Origin of the sequence: Chondrinema litorale (assembly GCF_026250525.1) — a bacterium.
Taxonomy (GTDB): Bacteria; Bacteroidota; Bacteroidia; order Cytophagales; family Flammeovirgaceae; genus Chondrinema; species Chondrinema litorale.
In genome coordinates this window covers 133,845-158,700 of record NZ_CP111045.1, presented here as the reverse complement: position 1 = coordinate 158,700, position 24,856 = coordinate 133,845, and the positions used below count along the sequence as shown (strand labels likewise).

Here is a 24,856-nt window from a genome sequence, read left to right as displayed (position 1 = left end):
GTTATTACTTTGTTTTGTAATAATCTTTCAGCACATAGAAAGCTTTTTTCTTGTTGCCACCTTCAGAAATAATTCCTTTTCTGTTCCACATATCTTGTCTGATGGCCAAAGGTCTTCTTGGCGAACGGAAGTCAGCCAGAATCCAAGGAGTGCAACCGCTAAAACCCGGAATGTTATCTAAACCAGCAATGGTTTTCTCATACAAATTCTCTTGAAACTCTTCGCTCCATACTGTTTCTTTATCTGCATGGTAACCATATTGAGCACCTCCACCCCATTCGCTTATTACAACTGGCTTGTTGTATTTGATCTTCCAATCTAGTTTAGCAAAATCGTCTGGATTGCCACCATACCAACCATGATATTGATTAAAACTGATAATGTCTGTGTACTCACCGAATGGATCGTCTAAAATCTTAGTTAAACCTTCAGAATGCACTTCCATTGCCGCACTAATCAACCTGGTGTTATCTAAACCTCTGGCAGTTTCCACCATGTTTTTCAAGAATTTGTTTCTTGGCTCACTTACCGGAGTTTCGTTTGCCATACTCCAAATAATAACTGCTGCACGGTTTTTATCTCTGGTAATCAACTCTGTTAATTGATTCTTAGCATTGTTGTAAGTCGCCTCATTCTCCCATTGGATTGTCCAGTAAACTGGCACTTCTTCCCAAAGTAAAATACCTAACTTATCTGCTAACCTCGGCATGTTTTCGTTGTGCGGATAGTGTGCTAATCTCACAAAGTTAGCACCTAATTCTTTCACCCAATTAAACATCATTTGCGCATCTGCTTCACTGTAATTTCTTCTACCTCTAATCGGATTTTCTTCGTGCATGCAAATACCTTTTAAGAAAACCTTTTTGCCGTTTAGCAAAATATCTTGCCCTTGTACTTCTATGGTTCTAAAACCAATCTGGTCAGCAATTTTGTCTTCGCCAGATTCCAATTGCACATCATACAATTTCGGATTGTTGGTATCCCACAAAGTCAGTTTTTTAGCCACCATACTAAACTCAGCTTTACCTTCTGCATTGGTAGTAACTGTTTTTTCGATTTTAAGCTCTGGAATACTAACTTTCACTTCTTTAGAAGCTACATCTCCATCGAGTTGCACATAACCACTTAGCTCATTGCTGCTTCCTTTGGTTAATTGCACTTTAAAATCACGGATGAATGTTGTTGGTACTTCCACCAATTTTACACTTCTGGTAATTCCTCCGTAGTTCCACCAGTCAGTCGCTACAGTGGGAACTGCTTCTTTCTTTCTAGTATCATCTACCTTAACTACAATAAAGTTATCACCCTCTTTTAAGATATCGGTTACATCAAAATTGAAAGGTGTAAAACCACCGGTATGGCTACCTACTTTTTTGCCATTTACATAAACATGCGTTTCGTAATTGGCTGCACCGAGGTATAAGTAAGTTCTTTTACCAGTTGGCTTAGAATAAGTGAAATCTCTCTGATACCAGATTGTACCCTCGTACCAGAAAAGTTGCTCTTCTTGTGTGTTCCAATCGCCAGGAACCATTAATGTAGGCGAATGCTCAAAGTCGTATTCTACTCTATCTTTTTTAGACGAAGGTTTTGTATTAGTGAAATAAGCACTGCTGCCCGGGTTTTCGTAATTATCGAAAGGCGTTCTTCTATAATCGTAATAACCATTTTCTAGTGGATCGATAATGTAATGCCATGTTCCATCAAGACTTTGGCTTTCGCGATTTGGCACATTGGTAATTAGCGGAGTTTGGGCTGTAAGTAAGGTTGTATAAAAAATGCCCAGTAAAATAATTGTTAGTTTTTTCATAGTCTTTCTCGATTGTTATCTTTCTTCAATATTATACTATAATGAAGTAAATAACCAGATTAAGACTGTAAAACAGACAGGTAGTTATTAATAAATTATGAAACTGAAAAGCCTTTGCTTCAAAGTGGATCAATCAGATTTTTTCTTGTTGTTATTCTTAAAAATCTTCTTGATTTTACTCACAGGAACCATGGTGTACATAATGCCATCTTTCAATCCTCTAAGTGAATAATTGATGAAAGATTTATTTTTAGGTCTTTCTACTGTTACCTCTCCCACTTTAAAATTTCGCTCGCTTCTAAGGTTATCTTTTTTCACCAAACTGTTTGAAACAAAACTCAAAAAGCCAGAAGATTTATCGGGATCGTTATTGTTCAAAACTTCTACCTCCATGTTTCGGTATTCAATGTTTACTTTGCCAGTCAGTTGATCATCATTAGCGGTAAAATCAAACTTAAAATCGTTGATGTAACCAGAAGATACTTTAATCATCATCATGCTTTCCAATAAAGGACTAAAAGTAGTTGCTGAACACGCTTGCATGTTTCCCTTTAATGTAAACTTATTTTTGTAGTCGTTTAGATAGAAATTGTAGTTGGCTTTAAGTCTGTTGGTTCTAAAAAGCATGGCATCCATATTAAGCGACATTACTGGATTTTTTCTGATATACTCTTTCGCATTGGTTATATTACTACCCCAAACCTTCATTTGATCTAAAGTAGCTTTTCCGGGTAATTCTTCATTTTTGGCATGTCCCACCTGCTCGTAGGTAATTTCCATGTTGGTAGAAAGCAAAGAATCTATTCTCAGGTTAAAGGGCAATTCTTTTAAAAACTGCTGAGGCAAAGGTTTAAATTTGGTATTGTCTGGTAAACTCTTGTCTCTATAAATATGTAAGTCTAATTTATCGAGTGATAAAGAATTTGCATAGAAAGACAATGAATTATAAAGTTCATCTAAATTAAACCCTTGCACTTTTACAGAAGAAACTTCACCAGAGAACCAGTCTTTTTCTGTAGGGATATGCTTTTGATATTCTGTTTTTGAATAGAGTGATTTGATGTATAATTTCTGTACTGCTAATGATCTATTTTTAGCATCAACTTTTAGGTTTTTGCCGCTAAGAGTATATAACTCTGAAACCATTGAGCTAATGCTATCTGCATCAAAGATTGCTTTCTCAAATGCTGGGTTGATAGATTTTTCATCTAAATTGTCGGCGCTAAGTTGAAGTCCTTGTACTTCCAAATCTGCATCTAACAAGTATAGTAATGGTTCTTTCTTATTAATATCTCGCACTGTAACATTTGCATCAGACATTAATAATCGCTCAAAATTGAGCTTTGCCAGAAAGTTTTCTAATTTTTTACCTATTGGGTCAGGATTGGCCTTTTCTCTAGATTTGGTATTTACAAACTCGTTAACCACCGGTTTTTCTAGTACAAAGCTCTTAAACCTTAAATCTCTTTCTTGGAAAAACTTCTCAAACTCAAGCTCTTCCAGTTTCACATTTTCTACACTTAATCTAGTAAGTGAGCGAACTTTAGAACGGTTTAGGTTTTTCAATACATCTTCATCAGGAGTTAGCTTAAACTTCTTAATAAACATTCCTGCTTCTGCATCTTTAGGCTTGTTTTTGGATGAAAAAGCTTGGATAAAAATACTTTCTGATGAAATGGTATAATTACTATCTATGGCGATTTTAAACCCTGCACTATTCAATGCCATTTTCTCAAAATCCATCCCCATCATATATTGCAGCGTTTTTTTGTCTACCATGGCATTTTCAAACAAAACAAAGACCGAGTCTGTATAGAAAAGAGGCTTTTCTTTATCAATATCAAAAACCTCAAAAGTTGCTTGATTGAGTCTGAAACGTTTAATTTCACCTTTATTCAACAGGTTTGAAAATATCTCCTGCATTAGCACTGTATTTCCCGGAGAGTCACTTTTGTTGGTGAAATAAACTTTTACTTTTGGGTTATCAATAATTATTTCGTTGATAATCAACTCTTTTGAGAAGAAGTATTTCCAGACTGGTACACCAGAAATAATGATGTTTGCATTTTCGATGTTAATGGCATTACTTCTTTGATAATCTTTAAGGCTATCTAGAGTAGCTTCTTTGGGTTTTACTGTAAGATCAACAACTTCTAGCGTAGTGGTTACCATGTTTAGTTTAATTCGCTCGAAATCGTAAACATGGTCTAAATCAGGATTATCATCTAAAAAGGCGTGTAAGCGATTTTCTAAAATAGGCTCAATAAAAAAGAGCACCCCTTGATACGCTACCGTGAGTAACACCAAAACACCTAATACAATATATAGCCTTTTCTTTTTTTTCACATTGGTAAAATTAATTTTATACTAAGTATCAGCACTATTTAAAATAATAGCGAAACGCCAGAAGAGTATTTTTCTATCGTTTGCCAGTAGCAGTAGGTATTCTTTTTAGAAAGGATAGCCAATAGCGATGTTCAAAATAATTTTATCTTTTCTCCACTCACTACTTCCAAAGTTTTTAATAACCCAAGGACTATCAGTTTCTGCTGGGTTTCTTAATGGAAGTCCCCAATCTGCTCTTAATACAAAAAATGAAGCATCCACTCTTATTCCTAAACCAGTTCCGATAGCTAGTTGTTTATAAAATTCATTCACTTCGAATTGAGAACCGGGTCTATCTGCATCTGTATTAAATGTCCAGATATTACCGGCATCTACAAACACAGCTCCTTTCAAGTAACCATAGATATCGAATCTCAATTCGGCATTGGCTTCTAGCTTAATATCACCTGTTTGGTCGAAGTATAAATAGTTGGAATTATCGTCTTCTGGTGTATACGTACCCGGCCCGAGCGATCTTGCCTGAAATGCTCTTATACTGTTTGTACCACCAATAAAAAATTGCTTTTTGTAAGGCAACACTTCTGAATTACCATAAGGTTTTCCCATACCTGTAAGCAAGCGTGTGGCTACAGTTAACCTTCTATTTAGTTTATAAAAAAAGCGTAAATCTGAATTTAGTTTAAAGTATTGGGCATAAGGCAGTCCTAAAATATATTTCTGGTCATCTTCTTCTGAGCCACTACTTCCATCAATTAAACCTTGTACGGCACTCATTAAATTACCAGATATGTCGATACTAGGGTTCCAATAAAATCTGGTTTTACTTTCTTCGCCAGCATTATCGTAATAGAAATTGTAATTTGTACCTAATATAAACTGATCTTCGAAACTGGTTTTTAATAGCTCATTCTCTTCAAGTATCTGATTAAACTCTTCTGAAGTGTAACCCAATCGGTTATATTCTATAGCTACCAGATTAAATTCGTGCCTCCGGGTTGAAGTTTCTTTCCATCGATAACCATAACCCAAATTAAAACTATTGAGCTCGAAGTAATTGGTTCTTTTCTGGTAATCGTAGCCTACACTAAAAGATGTTCGGGGAATGTATCGGTCTGAATATTTATTGATCGGAAATGGCGTCATAAACCTTGGAATATTCAATGCCAACTCCAAACCAAAAGTGATAGAATTAACCGCAGCTTGTTCTGTATTTAGCTGTGTTTCAAAGCCAGAATTCAAGTTTAAAGTAAACTCTTCTGCTCCTCTAAATACATTTCTGTTTCTAAAACTCGCTGTTAGCTCAGAACCAACAAAGTTGTTAGATCGGGAAACAGGACCGAAAGCAACTCGCAAGTTTTTCTTAGGCAAACTTATCAGAGAAATATCTGTGTCGAGTGTTTGAGACATGGTGTCTTGTGGATCGAATCGCACATTTACAAAGCGAAACACTTCCAAGTCTATTAACTTATTGAGCGTTTCCAGATAATCTGCATAGTTAAAAGTCTCACCTTTATCTATATAAATGTACCTGGAAAGAACTTTAGGCTTAAAGAGTTCTTCTTTTGATATAAAGTTTACATCTTCATAGTCAACAGTATCAGTAGAAGATACTGCGAGTGAATCTTCAGCAGCGAAATTATTACCTAATGCTTTACCTCTTTTTATAGAAACATCAACTGATTTAATTTTGTAACCTATTCGCGCTTCCTTGGGTGTCGAGGTCTTTAATCGGAGGTATAAATCTACATTTCTATTACCAATAGATGAGTCTGCTTTAAATACCAGATAATCAGAATTATAATAGAAATAGCCTCTGTTTTTTAGATAACTTTCAATTCGCTGTCTTTCTGCTTTAAGATTATCCAGATTGTAAGTCCGGCCACTGTCTAGCAAGGTATTTTGTTTACTTTCTCTTATGTTTTGCTCAAGTTCGCCTTCATCTTCTGGAAAATATATTTCTCTGATTCTATAAGGTTTATTCAGATTGATCTGATAAGTTATTTGTGCTTTTTTATTTTTGATATCCGTCTCATGGTCTACCACTACATCAAAATAACCCAGATTTTGTAAACGGTTTTGGATAAGCAGTTTTGTATTGCTAATAGCTACATCGCTTAATTTTACTGGCGGACTACCAATCTTGTTTTTTAACCAGAATTTAAAGCCTTTGTCTTTTTTGGGCGTACCAGCCATGTGGTAAATTGATGGCCCAGGTCTAAAGATACCCAAAATGGTTTCGTTCGGAATGGGCTCAACTACTTCAAGGGCTTTTTCTGTGATGTAAGATGTGCGCACACTGGTATCACTCTTTACTTTTATTTGATAACCCGTTAGCAATTGCTCTCCTTCTTCTAGCGATTTTAATCCCGAACAACTCCAACAAATCAATAAAATAGCCGCACAAACTGCACTATTCAGTATGAAAAACCTTCTTCCAAATCTCCCACTAAATAAAATCAATATGTCTTCAATTTTTTTATTCATTCTTCTCTTTCTTGAAAAGGTTTTTCAGTTTGTCGTAATCTCTTGTAAAAATGATAGATAAACCAGTTGAGGTAATTTGCCCGTCAAGAATACCTTCATACTCATTCATTTGATAAAACCTCAATCTATATCTACCATCTTTGGTAATTTTATATTCGATTGCCACATTACCCACTAAGTTATTTACTCCATCAGATTGTTGTTGCTGCTCACCTTCTAACTGATAACTTCCTCCAACTTCAACTGTTACCCTCTCGTCTAGCAAACTCTTAGATAAACCTACTTGCAAATCTGTTCCGGCAGAATTTCCACTTCCGTAAGATTCTAGATTCAAGTTAAGCTGTACACCTTTAATATATTTATCTGTTAAATTGTTTAGCTGATTGGTAAGCAATTTACTCACACTACTTCGGGCTGTAGAGCTTACCAGATTATCGCCAATCTCATTGCCATTAGAACTAGTAGAGATAAAGCTATTTAAAACCAATAGCGCAAAAACCTGCTTGTTCAACTCAGATTCGGTTTGGTTAAGCTGCTGAACGGCATCATAAACAGTTCCATTGCTTCTAGCATTTTCGGGTATATCCATCTCAAAACTGATCAACGGTCTTTCAAGATCTCCATCGATATTCATCTTTACCTGAAATAACTGAGGTTTTTGATACTGACTTCCATCCTCACCAATACTCGACATTAAACTTTCGGGAGAGGTTCTAGTCTCATACAATGCTTGAATGTCTATATCTGCATTAAATGGGTCTCCTTTCCAAAGTACATAACTACCATCTGCAAGGCTGAATTTTTTGCTCACTAAGCCATAGAAAGAAAGTGAATAAGAACCTCCATTAATATCGTAGCGGCCGGTTAAAGTCATATTCCCACTTCGCTGGATGTTTAATACTAAATCACCAGAACCAGTAATTTCTAACTTATCACCTGCTTTTTCATCAATCAATACATTGAGTTTTGTATCTGGATTTATGCGGATATTCATGTTGATATCTATACCAGTTAGCTGAGCTTGCTGAGAAACCGAATCTGCATCCAAATCAATCAATTCTAGTGTATCAGTACGGTTAACTTGTACAAATTCCACAATGCCTTTTTGCTCTTCAATCACCAACTCATCTTCTGGAACAATATAAGTTACATCTGTTCCTTTGAGCAATTCGAGGTTCATATCTACTGTAGGTGATAAAATACTCCCTTCAACATCTATATCTGTATTGAGTAGCACTTTACCGAAGTACATATCATTTTCTCCTTGCTTGGTATTAAGTGCCTGAAACTGATTTGCCTTAATTTTTAAATCAAGCACATAATCCATAAAATCGAGGTCTTTTATACTCCCATCTATCGATGCTTCATTGTTATTTTCATCAACTAAGGTGAAACTATTGAGGTAGATACCATCTTTTTGAAATTGTATCCCCTCATCATCAATTTTAAATTTGGTATTGAGATAGGTGAGTAAAAACTCGAAATCATTAAAATCGAGGTTACCTGTAATTTCTGGTTTTGCTGCGGTTCCATTAATGTCTAGTGAACCATCTAAATATCCGGTAACATTTTTTAGTTCTCCTCCACTGGCATCGCCAGCAATACTTAAATCCAAATAATCTATATCAGCATTTAATGCAATTTTAGAAGAATCTGGCCCGGCCACATAATACCTGCCATCTAAAGCCATTTCGTTTTTGTCTCCCTCTAAATTTACTGCTACATCATAAAAATCAGGATTTTTATTATTTACATCGAGCTTAAGATTGCCAAATGGCACCTCAAACATTTCTAGTTTTTCTATATCCAGACCTACATCAAACTTTAATTCGGTGAGTATATCTGCTAGCAACACTTCGCCCTCAATTTCTCCTTTGGCATAGGTTTGCTTCGCATCTATCAGATTAATGAGGTTTTCTAATTGAAAGTTTTGAAAGGCGATTTTTAGGTTATCATAGCGGTTGCTGGTGCTATCTTGTGTAACCGAAAGCATTTGCTGCCCATTGCTAAGCCTAAAATTATGCGTTCTTAAAAAGCTATTCTTTTCAATTGATACATAATTATCTCTATCTATATTCCATTTTTTACCCAACAATAACAATCTATCTGAATCTAGGTGAACATAGAAACTACTATCTTTTCGGCTAATCTCCGATTTAATTAAGAAAAAAGGATTTCTAAGACTATCTCTAAATGCTAACTCTACAGCGGCGGTATCATTAGCAAAATTTAAATCTATAACCGGAGAAGAAAGATATACCAGACTGCTTTCAATTTTATCTGCTCTTATACCAGCACTTAGCTTGTTTTTATTTCCATTAACTCTAAAATTAAGGGTATCTACTACAATTCCTGCATAATTTACACTATCTGTTTTTAAGAAAATATCTAGATTTTTTTTCCTATCATTATAATTCCCTTTGAGCGAAATAGCCCCCATATAATTCATGCTTGGGATCAGCAAATCATACCACAAAGGAGAATCTTTGGTTTGTAAATCAATATGAAAATAATGATTATCTATGCTATCCATCTCCACATCATCCATATACACATACTGCGATAGATACGATTCCATCTCTGGGTAAATCTCCGATATGTTCAAATTGCTTTCGATTAAAGCATCGAGCAATTCTGTTTTGGTTACAAACTTTAGAGAATCTGTAGTTTGAAAAAGCTTTGCTTTTAATTCGCCTACTTTGTTTTCTAAACCTGCCCTTCTGAATCTCAAGTTGCTAATTAACAATTCGGCATTTAAGTCATTTACATCGGTAAGGCTGGCATTTGCTTTTAAAATGCCACTTACATCTGTTACTGAGTCTGACATGTTTAACTTAACAAGATCGAGCTTATCTAAATTAAGTTGGATGTGATGCTTTTGTAAATCTGCTAATACAGAGCTGCCATCCAGTTTAAATTTAAGGTTTTTGTCATCGAGATTGGCATTGTAAGACAGACTATCGTTGATCATATCTGCCTTTAAATCGATATTGGCGTAGTTATACCCATTAAAATAAAATGTATCCATTACAGCGGTAGATTGCATATCTGTAATGGCATTATCATTAATATTTACCTTAAAATCGAGACTTGCAGTAAGCTTATCTAATGATGGATTCTGTAAAAATGAGCCAATTTGAAACTGCTTTACATCAATCTCTCCCTGAGCAAAATGGTGGGTAGAATCATCACTCCTATAATTGAGGGTAGTTTGCATACCACCCATATTTGTATTTAAGTTGACTTCAGCTTTTGCTTTAGATAAACTACCAGAAGCATTTGCAGTAGCAAAAATTTGAGTTGGCAGATTTATGCCAGTTGGCTTAGAAACATCTGGTAGAAAGCTTAGCAAATCTTGTCTGGTACTAATGAGTGTATCAAGGTTAATGGCAAATTCCATTGAATCTGTAGACAGCGGATATTTTACTTCGCCATTTACTTGAATTAAAGTGCTATCTCCCGATCTTAAATTTAGGTTATCTAATTGAAGTGTTTGAGCCAGTTTGCCTTTTAAATCCCCAGATAAACTAATAGAATTTACTCCTTTTTTAGAAATGGCTGTATCTAATTGAGGTACAAAAAAGAGTGCATCTTCTAAACCTGGTTTAAATTCTTTAAGCTGTAGATCAATTTGAGTTTGTTCGTAATGAGATGCAAGTTGATTTAAGGTCTCATAGTTTAAATCTAAATCTAGTGTGAGCTTACTATTTGGTGTTTCTATTAGAAAGTCTGTTAAGCTTGCCTTCGACATTTCTCCAACCAAAATTTCTGAAGCCGCATTATTTATAGCCAAACCGCTTTGCTCTTCGATATGTAAATTGGTTAAAGTGCATTGGGCTTTTTCACCATTAAGCTCAAAATCGTTTATCTCTAAGGCAATATTTTTAAAATCGAGTCTGGCAGGATTAAAAGCAGGTAATGTATCAGTGGTTTGCGAGGTGTCAGCGATGGCTACATCATTATAAATTACTCTATCATTTTCCAGTTGCAAGCTATTTACAGCGATCTGCCAACCAATGTCTAATGTAACCACACTACTACTTGTATCTGGAACTGCAGTAGTATCAGTAAATAATTCTGCTTTTATAAAGCTATTAATTAGCGAAACTTCATCGAGTTCAATCTTGCTATTTTCCAAATCAAAAGTTTCGAAACCAGCGAACAATCTCCCCAAATCAACATGAAAGTTAGATTTGGTGCTGTCGTCATCATATCTCAATCTAATATTTTCGAGGTCGAATTCACCTAAATTATACTCCCAAGGAGCAGCAGTTGTATCGGCAGGTGCTTGAGTTGTAGTATCGCTACTGGTAAAGTTTTCTAATATAAATTCATAGTTGAATTTCTGATCTGCCTTTTGTCGGTAAACATTCACTAGCAAATCATCAATTTCTACTTCCTCAATGTTTATTGAATTGTTTAATAGATCGTAAAATGCAATATCAACTCCTAACTCACCACAATACAGCAAGCTGTCTTGCTGCTGATCTTCCACATACAATCCTAGTAAAGCAAGCTGTGTAGGAAAGTTAATAGTAATTCCCTCTAGTTGGATGTCTACATTAAGGTCTTTTTTCAATTTGTTTACAGCAATATTGGCTATAGATTGCTGAACAGCTGGCACTTTAAGTATGATAAATACAATACTTAAAAGGATTAAAATAGTTACAGTTAAAAAAAGAAGGGCTTTTGTAGCCCATCGATATATTTTATTATTAGTCCGCACAAATTCTTAACAAAAAACGCTTTACTTGTTCCTTAAAATCGGTAAAAAACTATTACCAGAGATGTTAGTTGATCTTTAATTTTCACCATTTTTGAAATGGTATTAATGTCAGAGTTATTAATTGCTTTGCAAAAATGGTATTGATTTTTGAAATAACTATAATCCATCTAAAAATGAATTTAATACCATTTACAAACTTTTCAATTAAAACATATTTAACCAATTAGAAATCATTTTGTTTTTACATATCAGAAGATTACATTCGGATTAATTCTATAATCTCTGATGTAAATATGACAAGCGAAACATTGAAATATTACTATTCTGCACAAAAAATGAACGGTAAACAGTTCACTATCAAGACAATGCAGGATATAGAAGAATCGCTTCAAGGTGAGGTTGATACACCTCATAGACATGATTATTACACAATTATCTGGGCAAAAGAGGCATCAGGAAAACATTTTATAGATTTTAAAGAATATGCTATTGAAAACAACTCTGTATTTTTTATTAGCCCAGGTCAGGTGCATCAGGTAATTGCAAATGTAAATCCTACTGGTTGTGTAATTACTTTCACTCCCGAGTTTTTAACCATTCACCAAATAAGCGAAGATTTTATAAATGATTTAAAGATTTTTAGAAATTGTGATGAAAATCCGCCATTAATTCTCGATGAGAGTAAAAGAGATAAGATTAGTGTTTACACTAATTTAATGATTGATGTAGTTGAGCAAAGAAACAGTATGTACGAAGAACAATTAGGTGCTTTATTGAAATTATTCCTTATAGAATGCAACAACGTTTGTGTACTCGATAAAACAAATAACAGACAATTATCTTCGGGCGAATATATTTACAGGAATTTTAGAAAACTGGTAGATAAACACTTTTTTGAATTGCATAAAGTCTCAGATTATGCAGATCAGTTAAACATTACAGCCGGACACCTGAACAGTGTTGTAAAACAATATTTAGGCAAATCGGCAAAAGAATACATACAGGAAAGGTTGATTTTGGAAGCCAAAAGATTACTCGCTTATTCTGATATGAATGCCAAAGAAATCGGTTACGCCTTGGGCTTTGACGATCCCTCCAACTTCTCTAAGTTCTTTAGAAAAATGTCATCATTATCTACGGCTCAATTTAGACAAGAAGCTGTTTTAAGTTAATGCATTTAACTATTTGTTAGACAGTATATTAAACACTTTAAATTCAAGTAAAAATAGAATTCAGTAAAGCATTTAATTTTGTGATTTCTTGATCAGCTTTTTTACTTATGAGTGTATTATTAGTCTGTTTAGCATCTATCTCTATTTTGATTAACAACTCTAAACCAACTAAACTAAATACTGACACAAATCCCATATCAGATTTATTTTCCTTTAAAATGAGATGATATAAGTTTTTGTATTCGTCTTGATATTTGCTTTCAGTAATTGATTTTTTGAAATCATGAATAATCGCAATGTAGGAAGGAATAAGAAGTTGAGCTGAATTGATTTGTTGATGTCTCAAATCCACTTCTTTACAATTGAATCTGTCTAAAAGCAACTCAACATATTTATTAATTTTGTCTTCCGAAAAGTCGTTTGCTAGAAAATTATTCTCAGCATTAAATTCTTTTAACTGCTTAATTTCCTTTTCAAACTTTATATCAATCTCACTTGGTTTTGCTTCTTTATTTTTTGAGCTTTTTAAGACAATCGCACCAATTATTATCACAAAAAAAACTGAGGCTATAAAATATATAATCACTATAATCTACTAATAAGTTGAACAAATATTAGTATTTAAACCAGTAATTATAGCTTTCATTTTATAAAAATTGACAGTTTAGTTTTACTTACTTTAAGAAGGCTTGCTAAGCTAATCTAAAAACACTTTTCGTATTCTAATTCCTGTTGCGCTACATGAATTGAGGCACTGTCCTTTATTATTTGCTGAGATAATTCTGATTTATTTAATGTATGGGCATCAAAAGCTAACTTATCAAACAACTCTTGGCTAATTGAACCAATATATTGAAGCACCTCGTCATTATTTCTATTATCATCAACTATTTGTTGATACACTGCCTTGTAGTTTTGAATTCCCTCATGGCTGTAGTTCAGGTTTCTATAATCATTAATCATACTTTGATATGAAGGCATCAATCGAGTTGACAGTTCAAAAACATAAGGCTTTATATTGTTGTAATCAGTGTTAGAATGAACACTATTAAGCTTTAGAAGTAAAAACTCTAACAAGGTATTCTCTTTTGCCATGCTTCTAAAAAAGTTATTTTGATTATAAAACTTGGCAATTAAAACCTGCATATCTATTTCTGCATGGTTAGCTTGACTTCTACTAGATTTCAGAAAATTTACTGTTAAAAAAGCGACTATTAAAATTATTGCTGCTATTAATATAAATTGGATTAGCATAAAAGTATTATTTATCAGAGCTCAAAAAATTAAGCCTGTTTAAGGTTAAACTTGTATTTAGTAAGACACAGAGAAAATGGGTAAGTATTACTGCCTAACGCTAATTTTTTTTAGTAAAAGCTCCTATAGTATCAACTAGTGGGGTTTACAATAGTCTTGTTTAAGTTAAAGCTTTTCTAACAAAAATTGTTACAGCTAAGCATTTATTTTTTCATGAAAATCATGAAGTTTATACTTTATCCTTTTTTTGTTATATAAATTTTTACGCTCAACCGGCTCATTTATGCTATCTTCTGCATATTTATTTTTTGTATAACCAGTACTTCTCACTTTAGATAATATGCTTTCTAAAACTGGTAGCATATTATTTAGGCTCTTGGTTTTGATGAGGAAATTCCAAACGGGTTCAAATTTTTTCCATCCTCCTGTATAAAATAAGTGCTTGAGTTTATGCTTAGCAGATTCGTGCTTTAAACTCGCTTCAAAAATATTCGACCAACTGTAAAACTCTTTATATGCCCAATCGTAGCCTTCTTTTAATTCTTGAGCAGTCAGTTTAGTGGTTTTGTAAACCACACTTCTGGTATCGTACATATCCCAATTGCGGGTAACAATTCTGTTTTGTGCTTCCATATCTTTAAAAAGCTTTGTGCCCGGATATGGTGTAAGAATATGGTAAGTAGATGTAGTAATGGCATTTTGTACTCCCCAGTCAACCGTTCTTTTGAATACATCTTGACCATCATCATCCAAGCCAAAAACAAAACTACCATTAATCATAATTCCTAAACTATGCAGGCGATTTACTGCAGCTTCGTAATCTTTCTTGAGGTTTTGCTTTTTGTTGCTTTGTTTGAGGTTTTCTGGCGAAAATGTTTCGAAACCCACAAAAACACTCCTTAAACCAGCTTCTGCGGCTTTTTCAATCAAATCTCCTCTCAAAATAGAATCTACTGTGGCTGCTCCTTGAAATACTCTGTTCATTCCCTTCATCCCTTCGAAGAGCGCACTTGCAAAGCGATAGTTTCCTAAAAGGTGATCGTCTAGAAAATATAAGTGCTTGCCCGGTAAGCGATCAATCTCAGCCAAAGCATCATCTACTTGTTGCGTATAAAATGATTTGCCACCTTCAAAAAAAGCATCTTTATAGCAAAAATCGCAATGGTGTGGGCAGCCTCTGGTTACCACGATTGAATTAGGAACCAAATATCTGTTTCGCTTAATTAAATCTCTCCTAATTGGTGGAATACCAGCTAAAGTTCTCTTGGCTGAAAAGTATCTTTTCTTAGCTTGGTTGTTTTTAAAGTCTTTCAAAAACGCTGGAAATGTCTCTTCTCCCGGACCTAAAAAAATTGTGTCGGCATGTGGTGCCGCTTCTTCTGGAAGTGATGTTACGTGCAAACCTCCTAAAAGTACATAAGCCCCTTTTTCTCTATAATGGTCGGCGATTTTGTAAGCACGATAAGCATTGGTTATATACACCTGAATTACTACCAAATCGGGATTGTCGTCCAAATTTAAAGTTTCTACATGTTGGTCTTGCAAATCTACTTCATCATCTGGATCAAGATAAGCTGCCAAAGTTGCCAAACCCAATGGCGGAAAAAGTGAATATTTAATCGGTCGCCAAAATGGACTTTCTGCTTCTGCTAAAGCTGGTAATATCATTTTAACTTTCATAGTTGTCAGTTTTCGAGTTAAAAATGCTGGTTGAAAGATTGGAGAATAGTTAAAAGGTTTGTTTGTGTTTAGTTTAGCAATGGATAAGTAATGAAAGGATTCGAATAGAGTTACAATGGATTCAATTTATTCGCTTCGTTTATTTTCATTTTTTTAAAGAGAAAAGAAAAAGCAAACACATGCCAGGGGCTTGCGTCTGCCCATTGGTTCATCATTATATGATGCTTAACATGTAAGCTGCTCTTGTTTCTCATTGGAAAGACTGATGCCATACCAGTCTATATTTCTTGTAAAGTACATGGTAGCTCCCATAATGGCGCTTAAGCCGATACTTCCCATCAATAGTGCATAATCAGATAGTTGCAGTGTTACAAATAAGAAGCTGTATATGCCTGTGAGTACGGCTACCAGTATTAATGAATATTTTTTGACTTTAAATACGCTCACAGAGTAAAGTGAAATCATCATGACTGTGGCGAATGTTGCGATGAAATATGCCAAGTTAAAATCCATATGTTCTGAGAGGGAAATCAATAACACATAGAATAAGCAAAGCGACAAACCGACAATGGTGTATTGTATCGGATGAATGCGTCTTTTCTGGAATGTTTCTGTAAGAAAGAAAACTAGAAAAGTAAGCACAATCGTCATAATCGCATACTTTACCGAGCGCATCGACTTCTGATAATCATCTAGCGGCAACATTAAATCTACGCCAAAGGCAGATGCATTTAAAGTGTCGGTGTATCTAAAGCCTTCCCAGCTTTGTGGAAAGTTTCTATTGAGTTGTAAAACCTGCCAATTAGCATTAAATCCTTGGTCTGAAACTTCTCTGGTATCTGGTAAGAAATTGCCATTAAATTTCGGCGCAGACCATCCAGATTGCAGGCTGATGTTGGTTTTGTTTCCTACTGGTAAGAAGGATAGGTTTTCGCTGCCTTGCAGGTTTAGGTTAAAGTTAAAAGGTATTTCTTGTTCTTGTAATTCTTCCAGATTAGACACATTTACTGTAAAACCTGAATTTATAAATGATGGTAGCTGCGTACCCGGAGTAACAGTCATTTTTTCTTTATTCCATCTTAAATCAATTTCTTCTTCTATCCCTCTTAAATCTGAAACACCGATGGTTAAAAATGCCTGATCCCAAAATATATTCTTTACTGTGTTATTCGCCAGTTTTTTGTTGAGCAAGAAACTACCATCAACATTTAAATCTGAATCGTATACTACTATCTCAAAAATGCCCAGTTCTAAAAGTTTCGGTTCTATTTTACCATTTACATTTAAGTCTTCTGGTAAAATATGCCACTCAGAGCGTACCAAACTCACTACTCCGTTCTCTACAGTTTCATACTCATAAGGGATTGATAATACTGGGCCTTTTATTAGTTGCTGCCCTGCCCACTTCATATGTACTTCTTCCAAAGCCTGCTGATTCATCTTTTCTCTTTCTTCGATCAAAGACTTAATCATGGTTGCAGGAATTAACAGCAACAATATTAGCACAGTAATAATGACGAGCTTTAAGCTCACAGAATTTTTTAATGAACCAAATTGCGGAGTATTTCTTTCTGTGTTTTCGGTGTTTTGATTTTCCATAGTAGTATTATTTATAGAGTACTTTGAAATACAAAGTGAATGGGTAAAAAAATTTTACTTTTTTAATTTTCTTATTTTAACAATTGCTCAATAGCTTTTACATGTTTAACAAATGCTTCTCTACCCGCCTGAGTAGCAGAATACTTGGTATTAGGTTTCCTATCTACAAATTCTTTTTGATAAGAAATGTATTCCGATTTTTCCAACGATTTCAGATGGCTGGCTAGGTTTCCATCAGACACACCCGGTAATAAACTCTTTAAAGTATTAAAATCTACATAATCGTTTACCATAAGTGCCGACATGATCCCCAACCTTACCCTATTTTCAAAAGCTTTATTTAGATCTTTTAGTAAATCCTTCACGATCCGTATTTTACTTGCATAATAATTCCATAAACTATGTGCAGTACACCAAACCCCACAGCCCAAAAATACAAACCATATCCAATAAAATTCATAGAAACCAGTCCTAATGCGATTTCAATCAATCCCAAACTCCTAATTTCATTTAATGTGAAGTGCGAACCATTTACCAAACCTAGCCCATAAAATATCAAAGTAAGTGGCGCTACCAAGCCTACATAACCTTTAAATAACAAGATTAAAGAAAGAATACCTCCTGTAACTAATGGTATAAATAGGTTAATAATTAATCTTTTGGTTTGCACATCCCATAGTTTCTGGTTGTTCTTTTTAGCTTTTCTTGTCGTAAAAAATATTCCAGAACCAACTGCTGCTATCAGAACAGATACAGCAATGATTAATAATAGAACTAATTTATTCTGATCAAGAATGATTGGTCTGTATCCCAGATTTACTACACTTGTATAGATAGTTTGATGAGCCATTATAGCACCTATCAAAGCAAAGACGCCTGCCGAAACTCCCGACATACCACTCAAAGAAATAAATCTTGATGAGCGGTTCATCATGTCTTTAATGTGTTTGATATCTGCTAAGTATTCTTCCTGTGATTTCATAAATAAAGTACTTTGTAATTCAAAGTAATTTGATTATTCAGAAAAAAGCAATAGTTAAGTGTAAATAATTTTAAATTTTTATGAGAAAGTGTGTTTTTAGAGAAAAAAGAAAGATGAAATAACTGCCTTTGAGCTGATTTAAACTATTATTTAAAAATTATGCCTGTTATTACATACTCTTCATACTTCACAGAATGTTCATTTCTGTTTGCATCAAACCAAGGATGATAATAATTAAAGCTTGCCCCAACCAAATCATCCTCTACATAAAAAAATTCATTATGCAATATTAAAATATCCCCAAAATCATAAAGAACCAATATATCTTTAGTCTTTTCATAATCATCTGATTGACCATTTTTCAAGCTTAGTTGAGGAGTTTCAGCTAGCTTCAATTTATATTCTTCTTCAAATATGCTTTTCTTTAACTTTTTATTTTTATAGTAAGATTTCACATTTACACTATCATAGCTGTTGTCTAACTTTAAATATGAGGTAATTTCTTTTAACTGAGAGTTAGTTGTTTCTCCATAAAAAATCGCATCCCAAAACTTAAGTTTTTTATAATACTCTTGGGTATTATTATTTTTAGGTGATTCTAATCTAATGCCTTTAAATTCAGAAATACTTTTATTTTCAATCAGACAAAACCCATATTTAACCGTTACCTCCCCATGAGTACCCAAATAATTCTCGATCAGTCTGGTTTTGGCCAATATTACTTTTTCATCATTAATTGAAATCGGGATAATCTCCGAATAAATTTGAGATGGTCCGGTAAGGTGAAAAGTAGGATATATATTAGCAAAAATAAATATGAGGAGTAAGTTTAGTTTTATCCAGTTAAAGAACATATTGCCTTCAGTTAATCTTAATTCAATAATTTACTTTTTTGCTCAAATTAAGCTAAATAAATGAAAATCACTTTCTAAATAGCCTTTTAATGAAAAGTCCCTTCCCTTAAAATTTTTTGTATTTGCCGGCGTAAAAATTACTAGGTGTTTGTAGCTATTCACACTGATCAGAGATTTTTTAATTGATATTTTTTTTGCTTTTACCCTGGTGACTCAATTCTTGAAATACTTTCTGTTTTTAATACTGCTTTGTCAAGTATTTGTAGGCTTTAGCCAACAAAATGATTTGCCAAATACCAGTGAATGCAAATTTGTAGTAACTGATAGTGAAAGTGGTGAACCGCTATTTAAAGCGCATATTTTAATAAAAGACAAAGACAACAATCTGCTTACAGATTTTACTGGAATTGCTTCGATTAAGCTAAGTAAAGGAGTTTATGAAATTCTGGTTTCATACGTTGGGTATGAAAAATACAGTGCTACCATTGATACACATCAACAATCTGAGTTCGCGCTAGCTTTAAAGCCATCCGTTTTTACTACCGAGGAGGTAACCATTCTTGCCGAAGCAGAAAATGCACACATACAGGGAATTGAGGCCGGTTCTAAGCAATTGAGCATAAAAGACATACAAGATTTACCTTTTCTTCTTGGTGAGGTTGATCCACTCAAAAGCATTCAATATCTGCCGGGAGTGCAATCTTCTGGTGAGGGAAATTCGGGAATCTATGTGAGAGGTGGCACTTTAGATCAGAACTTGATATTGATGGATGATGTGCCGGTTTATAATCCGAGTCACCTATTTGGTTTCTTCTCCATTTTTAATGGTAACACGGTAGAAAAATTCAATATCCTCAAAGGTGGGATTCCGGCGCAATTTGGTGGTAGGCTTTCTTCAATTTTAGAAGTAAACTCTAAACATGCTGATAAAAACAAAAGCCATGTTAAAGGTAATTTTGGCGTTTTATCTGCCGCAGCGACTTTAGAAGTACCTGTAATCAATAAAAAATCTTCCCTCCTAGTTTCAGCACGAAGAACTTATGTCGATTTGATTCTCAAAGGGCTTTCAAACAGTATCGAAGAATTAAAGAAACAGCCCAATTACTATTTTTATGATTTAAATGTGAATTACGATCATTTAATCACTAAGAAAGACAGACTCACTTTTAATCTGTATAAAGGTACAGACGATTTTTTATATCAAGGAGTAAACGATTTTGAAAACTCGATTCGCTGGCAAAACCAATTAGGCTCTATAAAATGGCAACATGTTTTCAATCCAGATTTAATCTCAGATTTTACAGTGTATGCCACCGATTATCAACTTGATTTAGGTGCTGTAATCACCAACTACGAGCTTAAATTATCTTCTGGTATTAGAGATTATGGAGCCAAGTTTACACTATCATCAACCAATATAAAAAAGCACAATATCACCATTGGAGCTGATTATATCTGGCATCGATTTACGCCGAATAACATCGTATTAGGTACCAAAGACGATGCAATAGACTTAGGGCAACCTGAGAAACTGTATGCTTTAGAAGCAGCTACTTTTGTAAATGATGAATTCGAATTGAATGAAAAAATATTGGTAAATGTAGGTTTGAGGCTTAGTGGTTTTATGCATCGAGGGCCATTTACCAGATACCTTGCTAATGAAACTGGGCAAACTGTAGATACACTTTTTTATAAGTCTGGTGCAAACATTCAAACTTATTCTGGTTTAGAACCAAGAGCTTCTTTCAGATATAAACTGAATGATGCATCTTCTATTAAAGGTTCTTTCGATCGCACCTTTCAATACATTCATCTGGCACCAGTTTCTTCTGTTTCTTTACCGACAGATATTTGGGTACCTAGCTCAGAAAAGATACGACCACAAATTGGAACCCAGTACTCCATTGGCTACTTCAAAAACTTTGAGCAAAACGCTTGGGAAGCTTCCGCAGTTTTATATTACAAGTTCATGCAAAATCAAGTAGAATACCGAAATGGTGTTTTATTTGGCTACAGCAGCGGCAACAACTTCGACGATAATTTCACTTTCGGAAAAGGGAAATCTATTGGATTAGAAATGTATGTGGAGAAAAAAACTGGTCGATTTACCGGCTGGTTGTCTTATACACTATCCAAGACTACCCGAAAGTTTAGCGAATTGAATCAAGGCAAGATTTTCCCTGCAAAATACGACCGATTGCACGATTTGTCTTTTGTAGGCAATTACAAATTAAATGAGCGATGGAAGTTTTCTTCTGTTTTTGTATATGCCACTGGCAACCGATTAACCCTTCCCACTGGCAGGTATTTAATCGATGGCAATGTGATAAACGATTATGGCAGCAAAAATAACTTTTTAATGCCAGCCTATCACCGTTTAGATTTCTCAGCCACTTTAAAAGGTAAATCAAGCAATGCTTATCAGTCTTTCTGGGTGTTTTCTGTTTACAATGTCTATAATCGGAGAAATCCGTACTACATCTATTTCGATGTGGATGGAGATGTGAATGAGTACAACCTAACCATTTCGGCAAAAAAAGTTTCTTTGTTTCCAGTGCTTCCATCAGTTGCCTATCGATTTGAATTCTAAAATCAGCTATGAAAAAATACATTCCTTTATATATAATCTCAATGTTCTTTCTTCTACTCACAGCTTGTGAAGATGAAGCCGGGGATTTAAAACTGCCTACTTATGAGCCTAAATTGGTAATAGATGGCCAAATAGAACAGGGAAAATATGCACAAGTTACCTTAACAAAAAGCGCTTCTTACTTTGCAGATATTGACTCAGCCGCTTTAAGAGAAGCTTTAGTTTCTACTGCAAAGGTTTCTATTTCTGATGGTGAAAAATCTGAAGTACTCACACTTACTAAAAACAGTGATAAATTTCCTCCTTACTATTATAAAGGCACAGAACTAGTCGGAGAAGTTGGCAAAACTTATACCCTAACTGTTGAGACACAAGGGCAAGTTTATCAGGCTGAAACAAGTATACCAGAGCCACCAAAGTTTGATAATCTCTCATTCGAGTTTGATAGTTCTGAAGATACATTGGCTTTACTTGGAGCTGAATTTACAGATAATGCTGAAGAAGAAAATTACTACCGCATTTTTACCTATAGAGAAAATAAAGATGTAAAATATGTGCCCATGTATTTGTCTACGCTTGGCGATAAATACTTTAATGGAGAGACTTTTTCGCTTAACATACTGAGAGGTTCGCAAAGTCTTACAGAAATTGCAGATGATATATATTTTACCAAAGGAGATACAATTAGAGTAAAGTTTTGCTCTTTAGATAAAGCTCATTTTGATTTTTGGCGCACGCTTGAAAGAGAAGCTTATTCTGTAGGTAATCCTTTTACATCGTCTGGCAACGAAATATTATCTAATACCGGAGAAGGAACTTTAGGAGTTTGGGGAGGGTATGGAGCAACTTATTATCAATTAATTGTAAAATAAAAACCCTGATATAAATATCAGGGCTTTCATCTAAATGCATTTTATAATTTTTTACTTAATCTATAGACTCAAGTAAATCTTCAATTGCTTGCTCTAGGTCTTCAAAACCTTCTTCAAAATAAGTATCAATACTTACTTTAGAATCATCACCAAACTGAAGAATCATATTTGGCTCAATCCATGTGTCAACTGCTTCGTATTCTATCCAATCTTGTGCATCTGCATCCCACTCGTAGTAAGTGTAAGTATCTTCCATAACAATACCTTCAAAAACTCCGACAGCAATAATTTCGTTTTTGCTCGCATATTTCACTTTAAAGCTTAAGTGATCATTCATTGCTGTTTCTAAAATTAAAGCAGCACCTTCATAATCATCATTATCTTGTTTTGCTTCAATTGCGTCTAATTCGTCAGCTAAACCTTCAACATCTGAAAGATCAGCTACAAATTTAATATCATATAATTGTAAGCTAACTTCACCAGCACTTACTACACCAGAAATATCTTCGTCGTCTGCAGAACTCTCAATATTGTCTATATCGAAGTTACCACTTACACCAAGATTTACAGCGATGATGTTAGAATCTCCTTTTTGTAATTTATAACCAGAAGTAATTTCAGATGTGCTATTTGTTAAGCTATAAGTTAATGAATATGGGCTTAGCGATAAAGTAGTAGAAACACTTGTTGGAACTCCATCTGTGTTATAGCTAATATCGAAACCATATTCCATAACAGTAGTACCATCGATTACTAAATCTGCATCTAACTCAGCAGGAAGGTCACCAGTGTAATCTTCATTTTCTTCTAAAGGATTACCAGAGATAGTTACACCAGCATAATTGTGGATGGTAAAAACTGCATTATTAGTAGTACCGCCTTCTTCAGAAGGGAATTCAAAAATCACTTTATCACCACCTTCTGTAAAATCCCACTCAGAAGTTGAGCTATTCCAAGTATAAGTACCTTTAATTGAATCGAAAGCTTCTTCAATGCTATCACCACCTTCGGCAATTCTACCTTTTGCTAGGTCTTTTAATGTTAATTTGCCTAAGCTAAATGCTTTAATATCGTGCAAAAAGTAAGTTGCACTTCTTCTTCCATTTACTACTGGTTCAGAATCATCGTCGAAAGGATCGTCTAGGTCAAAGAAATCTAATAATGTAACTACATAATTTACAGACTCAATGTCTTTCATGTTTTCGAGCTCAGTGGTAAAATCTATACCCGTTTGCTCTAATGTTGATTTGTGTGATTCAGCGGTTGCTTCTGGAAAGGTTTCTTCTAATTCTCCAATTTCTTCATCATCTTTATTACATGCGGTAAAGTAGAACAGAGAGAGCACTAAAAGCCAGTTGAGAATTGAGATTTTCTTCATGCTAGGTTAATTAAGTAAATAATTTTTTTAAGTAACATTTATTAGCTGTAGGCTAAATAAAAATCACCACCCTAACGGACTTTGAAGCAAAATCACATTTATTAAAATTTAAATTAAATTATTATTATGTAATAAATTTCACACGATTGACAATTTAAATCTGGACTGATAAATCAATTTTGTTAATAGTAAAACCTTAAAATTTGAATTTTATCGAAGTAATTTAAAAAAGGTAGTATCTGTAATAGAGAAAGAGTAGAAAACCTCTAATTTTTGAAAGTTGATCTCAAAAAAATGAAAAGTTCACTTTACTGACTAAAAAGTAATAAAAAAGTGTAAAGTAGTGTAAATCACAAAAAAGCCTAAATAGTGGCGGAAATAAATATTTAACCCTAATTTCAGGCATAATCGCATTTTTTCTAGCACTATGAAATACTATATCTCTATCATTTTATTCGTCGCATTAAACTCAATTGCATTAGCTCAAGATAAAAAATTCCATTTTGGAGCTTCTGTCCAACAGTCAATTGCCTATATTTCATCTGAAGATTTTGAAGGTGTAGAAAATTTGAAGGTGTAGAAAATAGAACATCCAAAACAGTGGGAGGTTCAACTTTTGAATATTTCCTGAAAGAAAAGTTGTCTTTAGGTGCAGAGCTTTTTTATAGTCCAAACGGTTTTAGTTTTGACAGAAATTACCAAACTAGCCAAAGTGTTAATTATCAGTTCAGATACAACTATTTATCAGTACCATTAAAGATTAGATATAACCTGATAAATATGTTTGAAAAAAGAGGACATATTTTTATAAAAACTGGAATTGCTCCATCTTACTTATTAAGAGCAAAAGTAAAAACAACTGTTTATAGCGAGAATAATGAGATTATTGACAAGAATGAAGTGATATTTAATGATAACATAACAAAGTTCGACTTTGCAGGATTAGGAGAAATTGGACTTAGTACAAAAACTAGTGAAAAGTTTGTCATTTATCTTTCAGTAATGCACAAAAGAAGTTTTAATAGTTTCTCTACAGATGAATTTTTTCCTGACAATCAATTAAAACACAATAGTTTTCATATAATTTGGGGTTTAAACTTTTTATAAAT

17 protein-coding genes are annotated in these 24,856 nt (G+C 34.1%); 5 read left to right on the top strand and 12 right to left on the bottom strand.

All coding sequences use genetic code 11. The features are described from left to right. Window positions 1-4: 4 nt before the first annotated feature. The 4 genes from OQ292_RS23520 to OQ292_RS23505 form a co-directional block, all read right to left on the bottom strand. Window positions 5-1,810 carry a glycoside hydrolase family 2 protein gene (locus OQ292_RS23520; RefSeq protein WP_284686831.1) on the bottom strand — a complete coding sequence of 602 codons (1,806 nt, stop codon included), beginning with the start codon at window positions 1,808-1,810 and terminating at the stop codon, window positions 5-7. Window positions 1,811-1,939: 129 nt separating this feature from the next. Next, window positions 1,940-4,156, bottom strand: a complete 2,217-nt coding sequence (locus tag OQ292_RS23515) for a hypothetical protein (protein WP_284686830.1) — start codon at window positions 4,154-4,156, stop codon at window positions 1,940-1,942. Window positions 4,157-4,261: 105 nt separating this feature from the next. Further along, window positions 4,262-6,640, bottom strand: coding sequence for a translocation and assembly module lipoprotein TamL (gene tamL, locus OQ292_RS23510; protein WP_284686829.1), 2,379 nt, complete (start codon window positions 6,638-6,640; stop codon window positions 4,262-4,264). Continuing rightward, on the bottom strand, window positions 6,633-11,264 hold the full coding sequence (locus tag OQ292_RS23505; protein WP_284686828.1) for a translocation/assembly module TamB domain-containing protein: 4,632 nt from the start codon (window positions 11,262-11,264) through the stop codon (window positions 6,633-6,635). The genes tamL and OQ292_RS23505 overlap by 8 nt, the downstream gene beginning before the upstream one ends. A gap of 437 nt (window positions 11,265-11,701) precedes the next feature. Here OQ292_RS23505 and OQ292_RS23500 point away from each other — a divergent pair, with 437 nt between their 5' ends. Beyond that, window positions 11,702-12,538, top strand: a complete 837-nt coding sequence (locus OQ292_RS23500; protein ID WP_284686827.1) for an AraC family transcriptional regulator — start codon at window positions 11,702-11,704, stop codon at window positions 12,536-12,538. A 43-nt stretch (window positions 12,539-12,581) separates the two neighbouring features. On the opposite strand, the gene OQ292_RS23495 is transcribed toward OQ292_RS23500, so the two are convergent. The 7 genes from OQ292_RS23495 to OQ292_RS23465 all read right to left on the bottom strand — a co-directional run bounded on the left by OQ292_RS23495 (window position 12,582) and on the right by OQ292_RS23465 (window position 18,769). Further along, window positions 12,582-13,091, bottom strand: coding sequence for a hypothetical protein (locus OQ292_RS23495; RefSeq protein WP_284686826.1), 510 nt, complete (start codon window positions 13,089-13,091; stop codon window positions 12,582-12,584). Window positions 13,092-13,240: 149 nt separating this feature from the next. Next, the gene (locus OQ292_RS23490) at window positions 13,241-13,792 is read right to left on the bottom strand and encodes a hypothetical protein (protein WP_284686825.1); all 552 of its coding nucleotides are present in this window, start codon (window positions 13,790-13,792) and stop codon (window positions 13,241-13,243) included. 195 nt (window positions 13,793-13,987) lie between these two features. Next, a complete protein-coding gene (locus tag OQ292_RS23485; RefSeq protein WP_284686824.1) occupies window positions 13,988-15,472 on the bottom strand; it encodes a B12-binding domain-containing radical SAM protein in 1,485 nt (494 codons plus the stop codon). A 225-nt stretch (window positions 15,473-15,697) separates the two neighbouring features. Further along, the gene (gene creD / locus OQ292_RS23480; protein ID WP_284686823.1) at window positions 15,698-17,071 is read right to left on the bottom strand and encodes a cell envelope integrity protein CreD; all 1,374 of its coding nucleotides are present in this window, start codon (window positions 17,069-17,071) and stop codon (window positions 15,698-15,700) included. A 71-nt stretch (window positions 17,072-17,142) separates the two neighbouring features. After that, window positions 17,143-17,436: a winged helix-turn-helix domain-containing protein gene (locus OQ292_RS23475; RefSeq protein WP_284686822.1), complete on the bottom strand. Its 294-nt coding sequence runs from the start codon at window positions 17,434-17,436 to the stop codon at window positions 17,143-17,145. Further along, window positions 17,433-18,053 (bottom strand): hypothetical protein, encoded by a 621-nt coding sequence (locus OQ292_RS23470; RefSeq protein ID WP_284686821.1) that lies wholly within the window; start codon window positions 18,051-18,053, stop codon window positions 17,433-17,435. Before OQ292_RS23470 ends, OQ292_RS23475 begins: the two co-directional genes overlap by 4 nt. Before the next feature lie 146 nt (window positions 18,054-18,199). Continuing rightward, the gene (locus OQ292_RS23465; protein WP_284686820.1) at window positions 18,200-18,769 is read right to left on the bottom strand and encodes a hypothetical protein; all 570 of its coding nucleotides are present in this window, start codon (window positions 18,767-18,769) and stop codon (window positions 18,200-18,202) included. A gap of 358 nt (window positions 18,770-19,127) precedes the next feature. Here OQ292_RS23465 and OQ292_RS23460 point away from each other — a divergent pair, with 358 nt between their 5' ends. Together OQ292_RS23460 and OQ292_RS23455 are read left to right on the top strand one after the other, a co-directional pair. Continuing rightward, window positions 19,128-21,497 (top strand): TonB-dependent receptor, encoded by a 2,370-nt coding sequence (locus OQ292_RS23460; RefSeq protein ID WP_284686819.1) that lies wholly within the window; start codon window positions 19,128-19,130, stop codon window positions 21,495-21,497. Between the two features lie 8 nt (window positions 21,498-21,505). Next, a complete protein-coding gene (locus tag OQ292_RS23455; RefSeq protein WP_284686818.1) occupies window positions 21,506-22,369 on the top strand; it encodes a DUF4249 domain-containing protein in 864 nt (287 codons plus the stop codon). Window positions 22,370-22,424: 55 nt separating this feature from the next. On the opposite strand, the gene OQ292_RS23450 is transcribed toward OQ292_RS23455, so the two are convergent. Then, the gene (locus OQ292_RS23450; protein ID WP_284686817.1) at window positions 22,425-23,747 is read right to left on the bottom strand and encodes a hypothetical protein; all 1,323 of its coding nucleotides are present in this window, start codon (window positions 23,745-23,747) and stop codon (window positions 22,425-22,427) included. A gap of 427 nt (window positions 23,748-24,174) precedes the next feature. On the opposite strand from OQ292_RS23450, the gene OQ292_RS23445 reads away from it, so the two are divergent. Together OQ292_RS23445 and OQ292_RS23440 are read left to right on the top strand one after the other, a co-directional pair. Further along, window positions 24,175-24,327: a hypothetical protein gene (locus tag OQ292_RS23445; RefSeq protein ID WP_284686816.1), complete on the top strand. Its 153-nt coding sequence runs from the start codon at window positions 24,175-24,177 to the stop codon at window positions 24,325-24,327. A gap of 20 nt (window positions 24,328-24,347) precedes the next feature. Beyond that, window positions 24,348-24,854: an outer membrane beta-barrel protein gene (locus OQ292_RS23440; protein ID WP_284686815.1), complete on the top strand. Its 507-nt coding sequence runs from the start codon at window positions 24,348-24,350 to the stop codon at window positions 24,852-24,854. The last annotated feature ends 2 nt before the right edge of the window (window positions 24,855-24,856 follow it).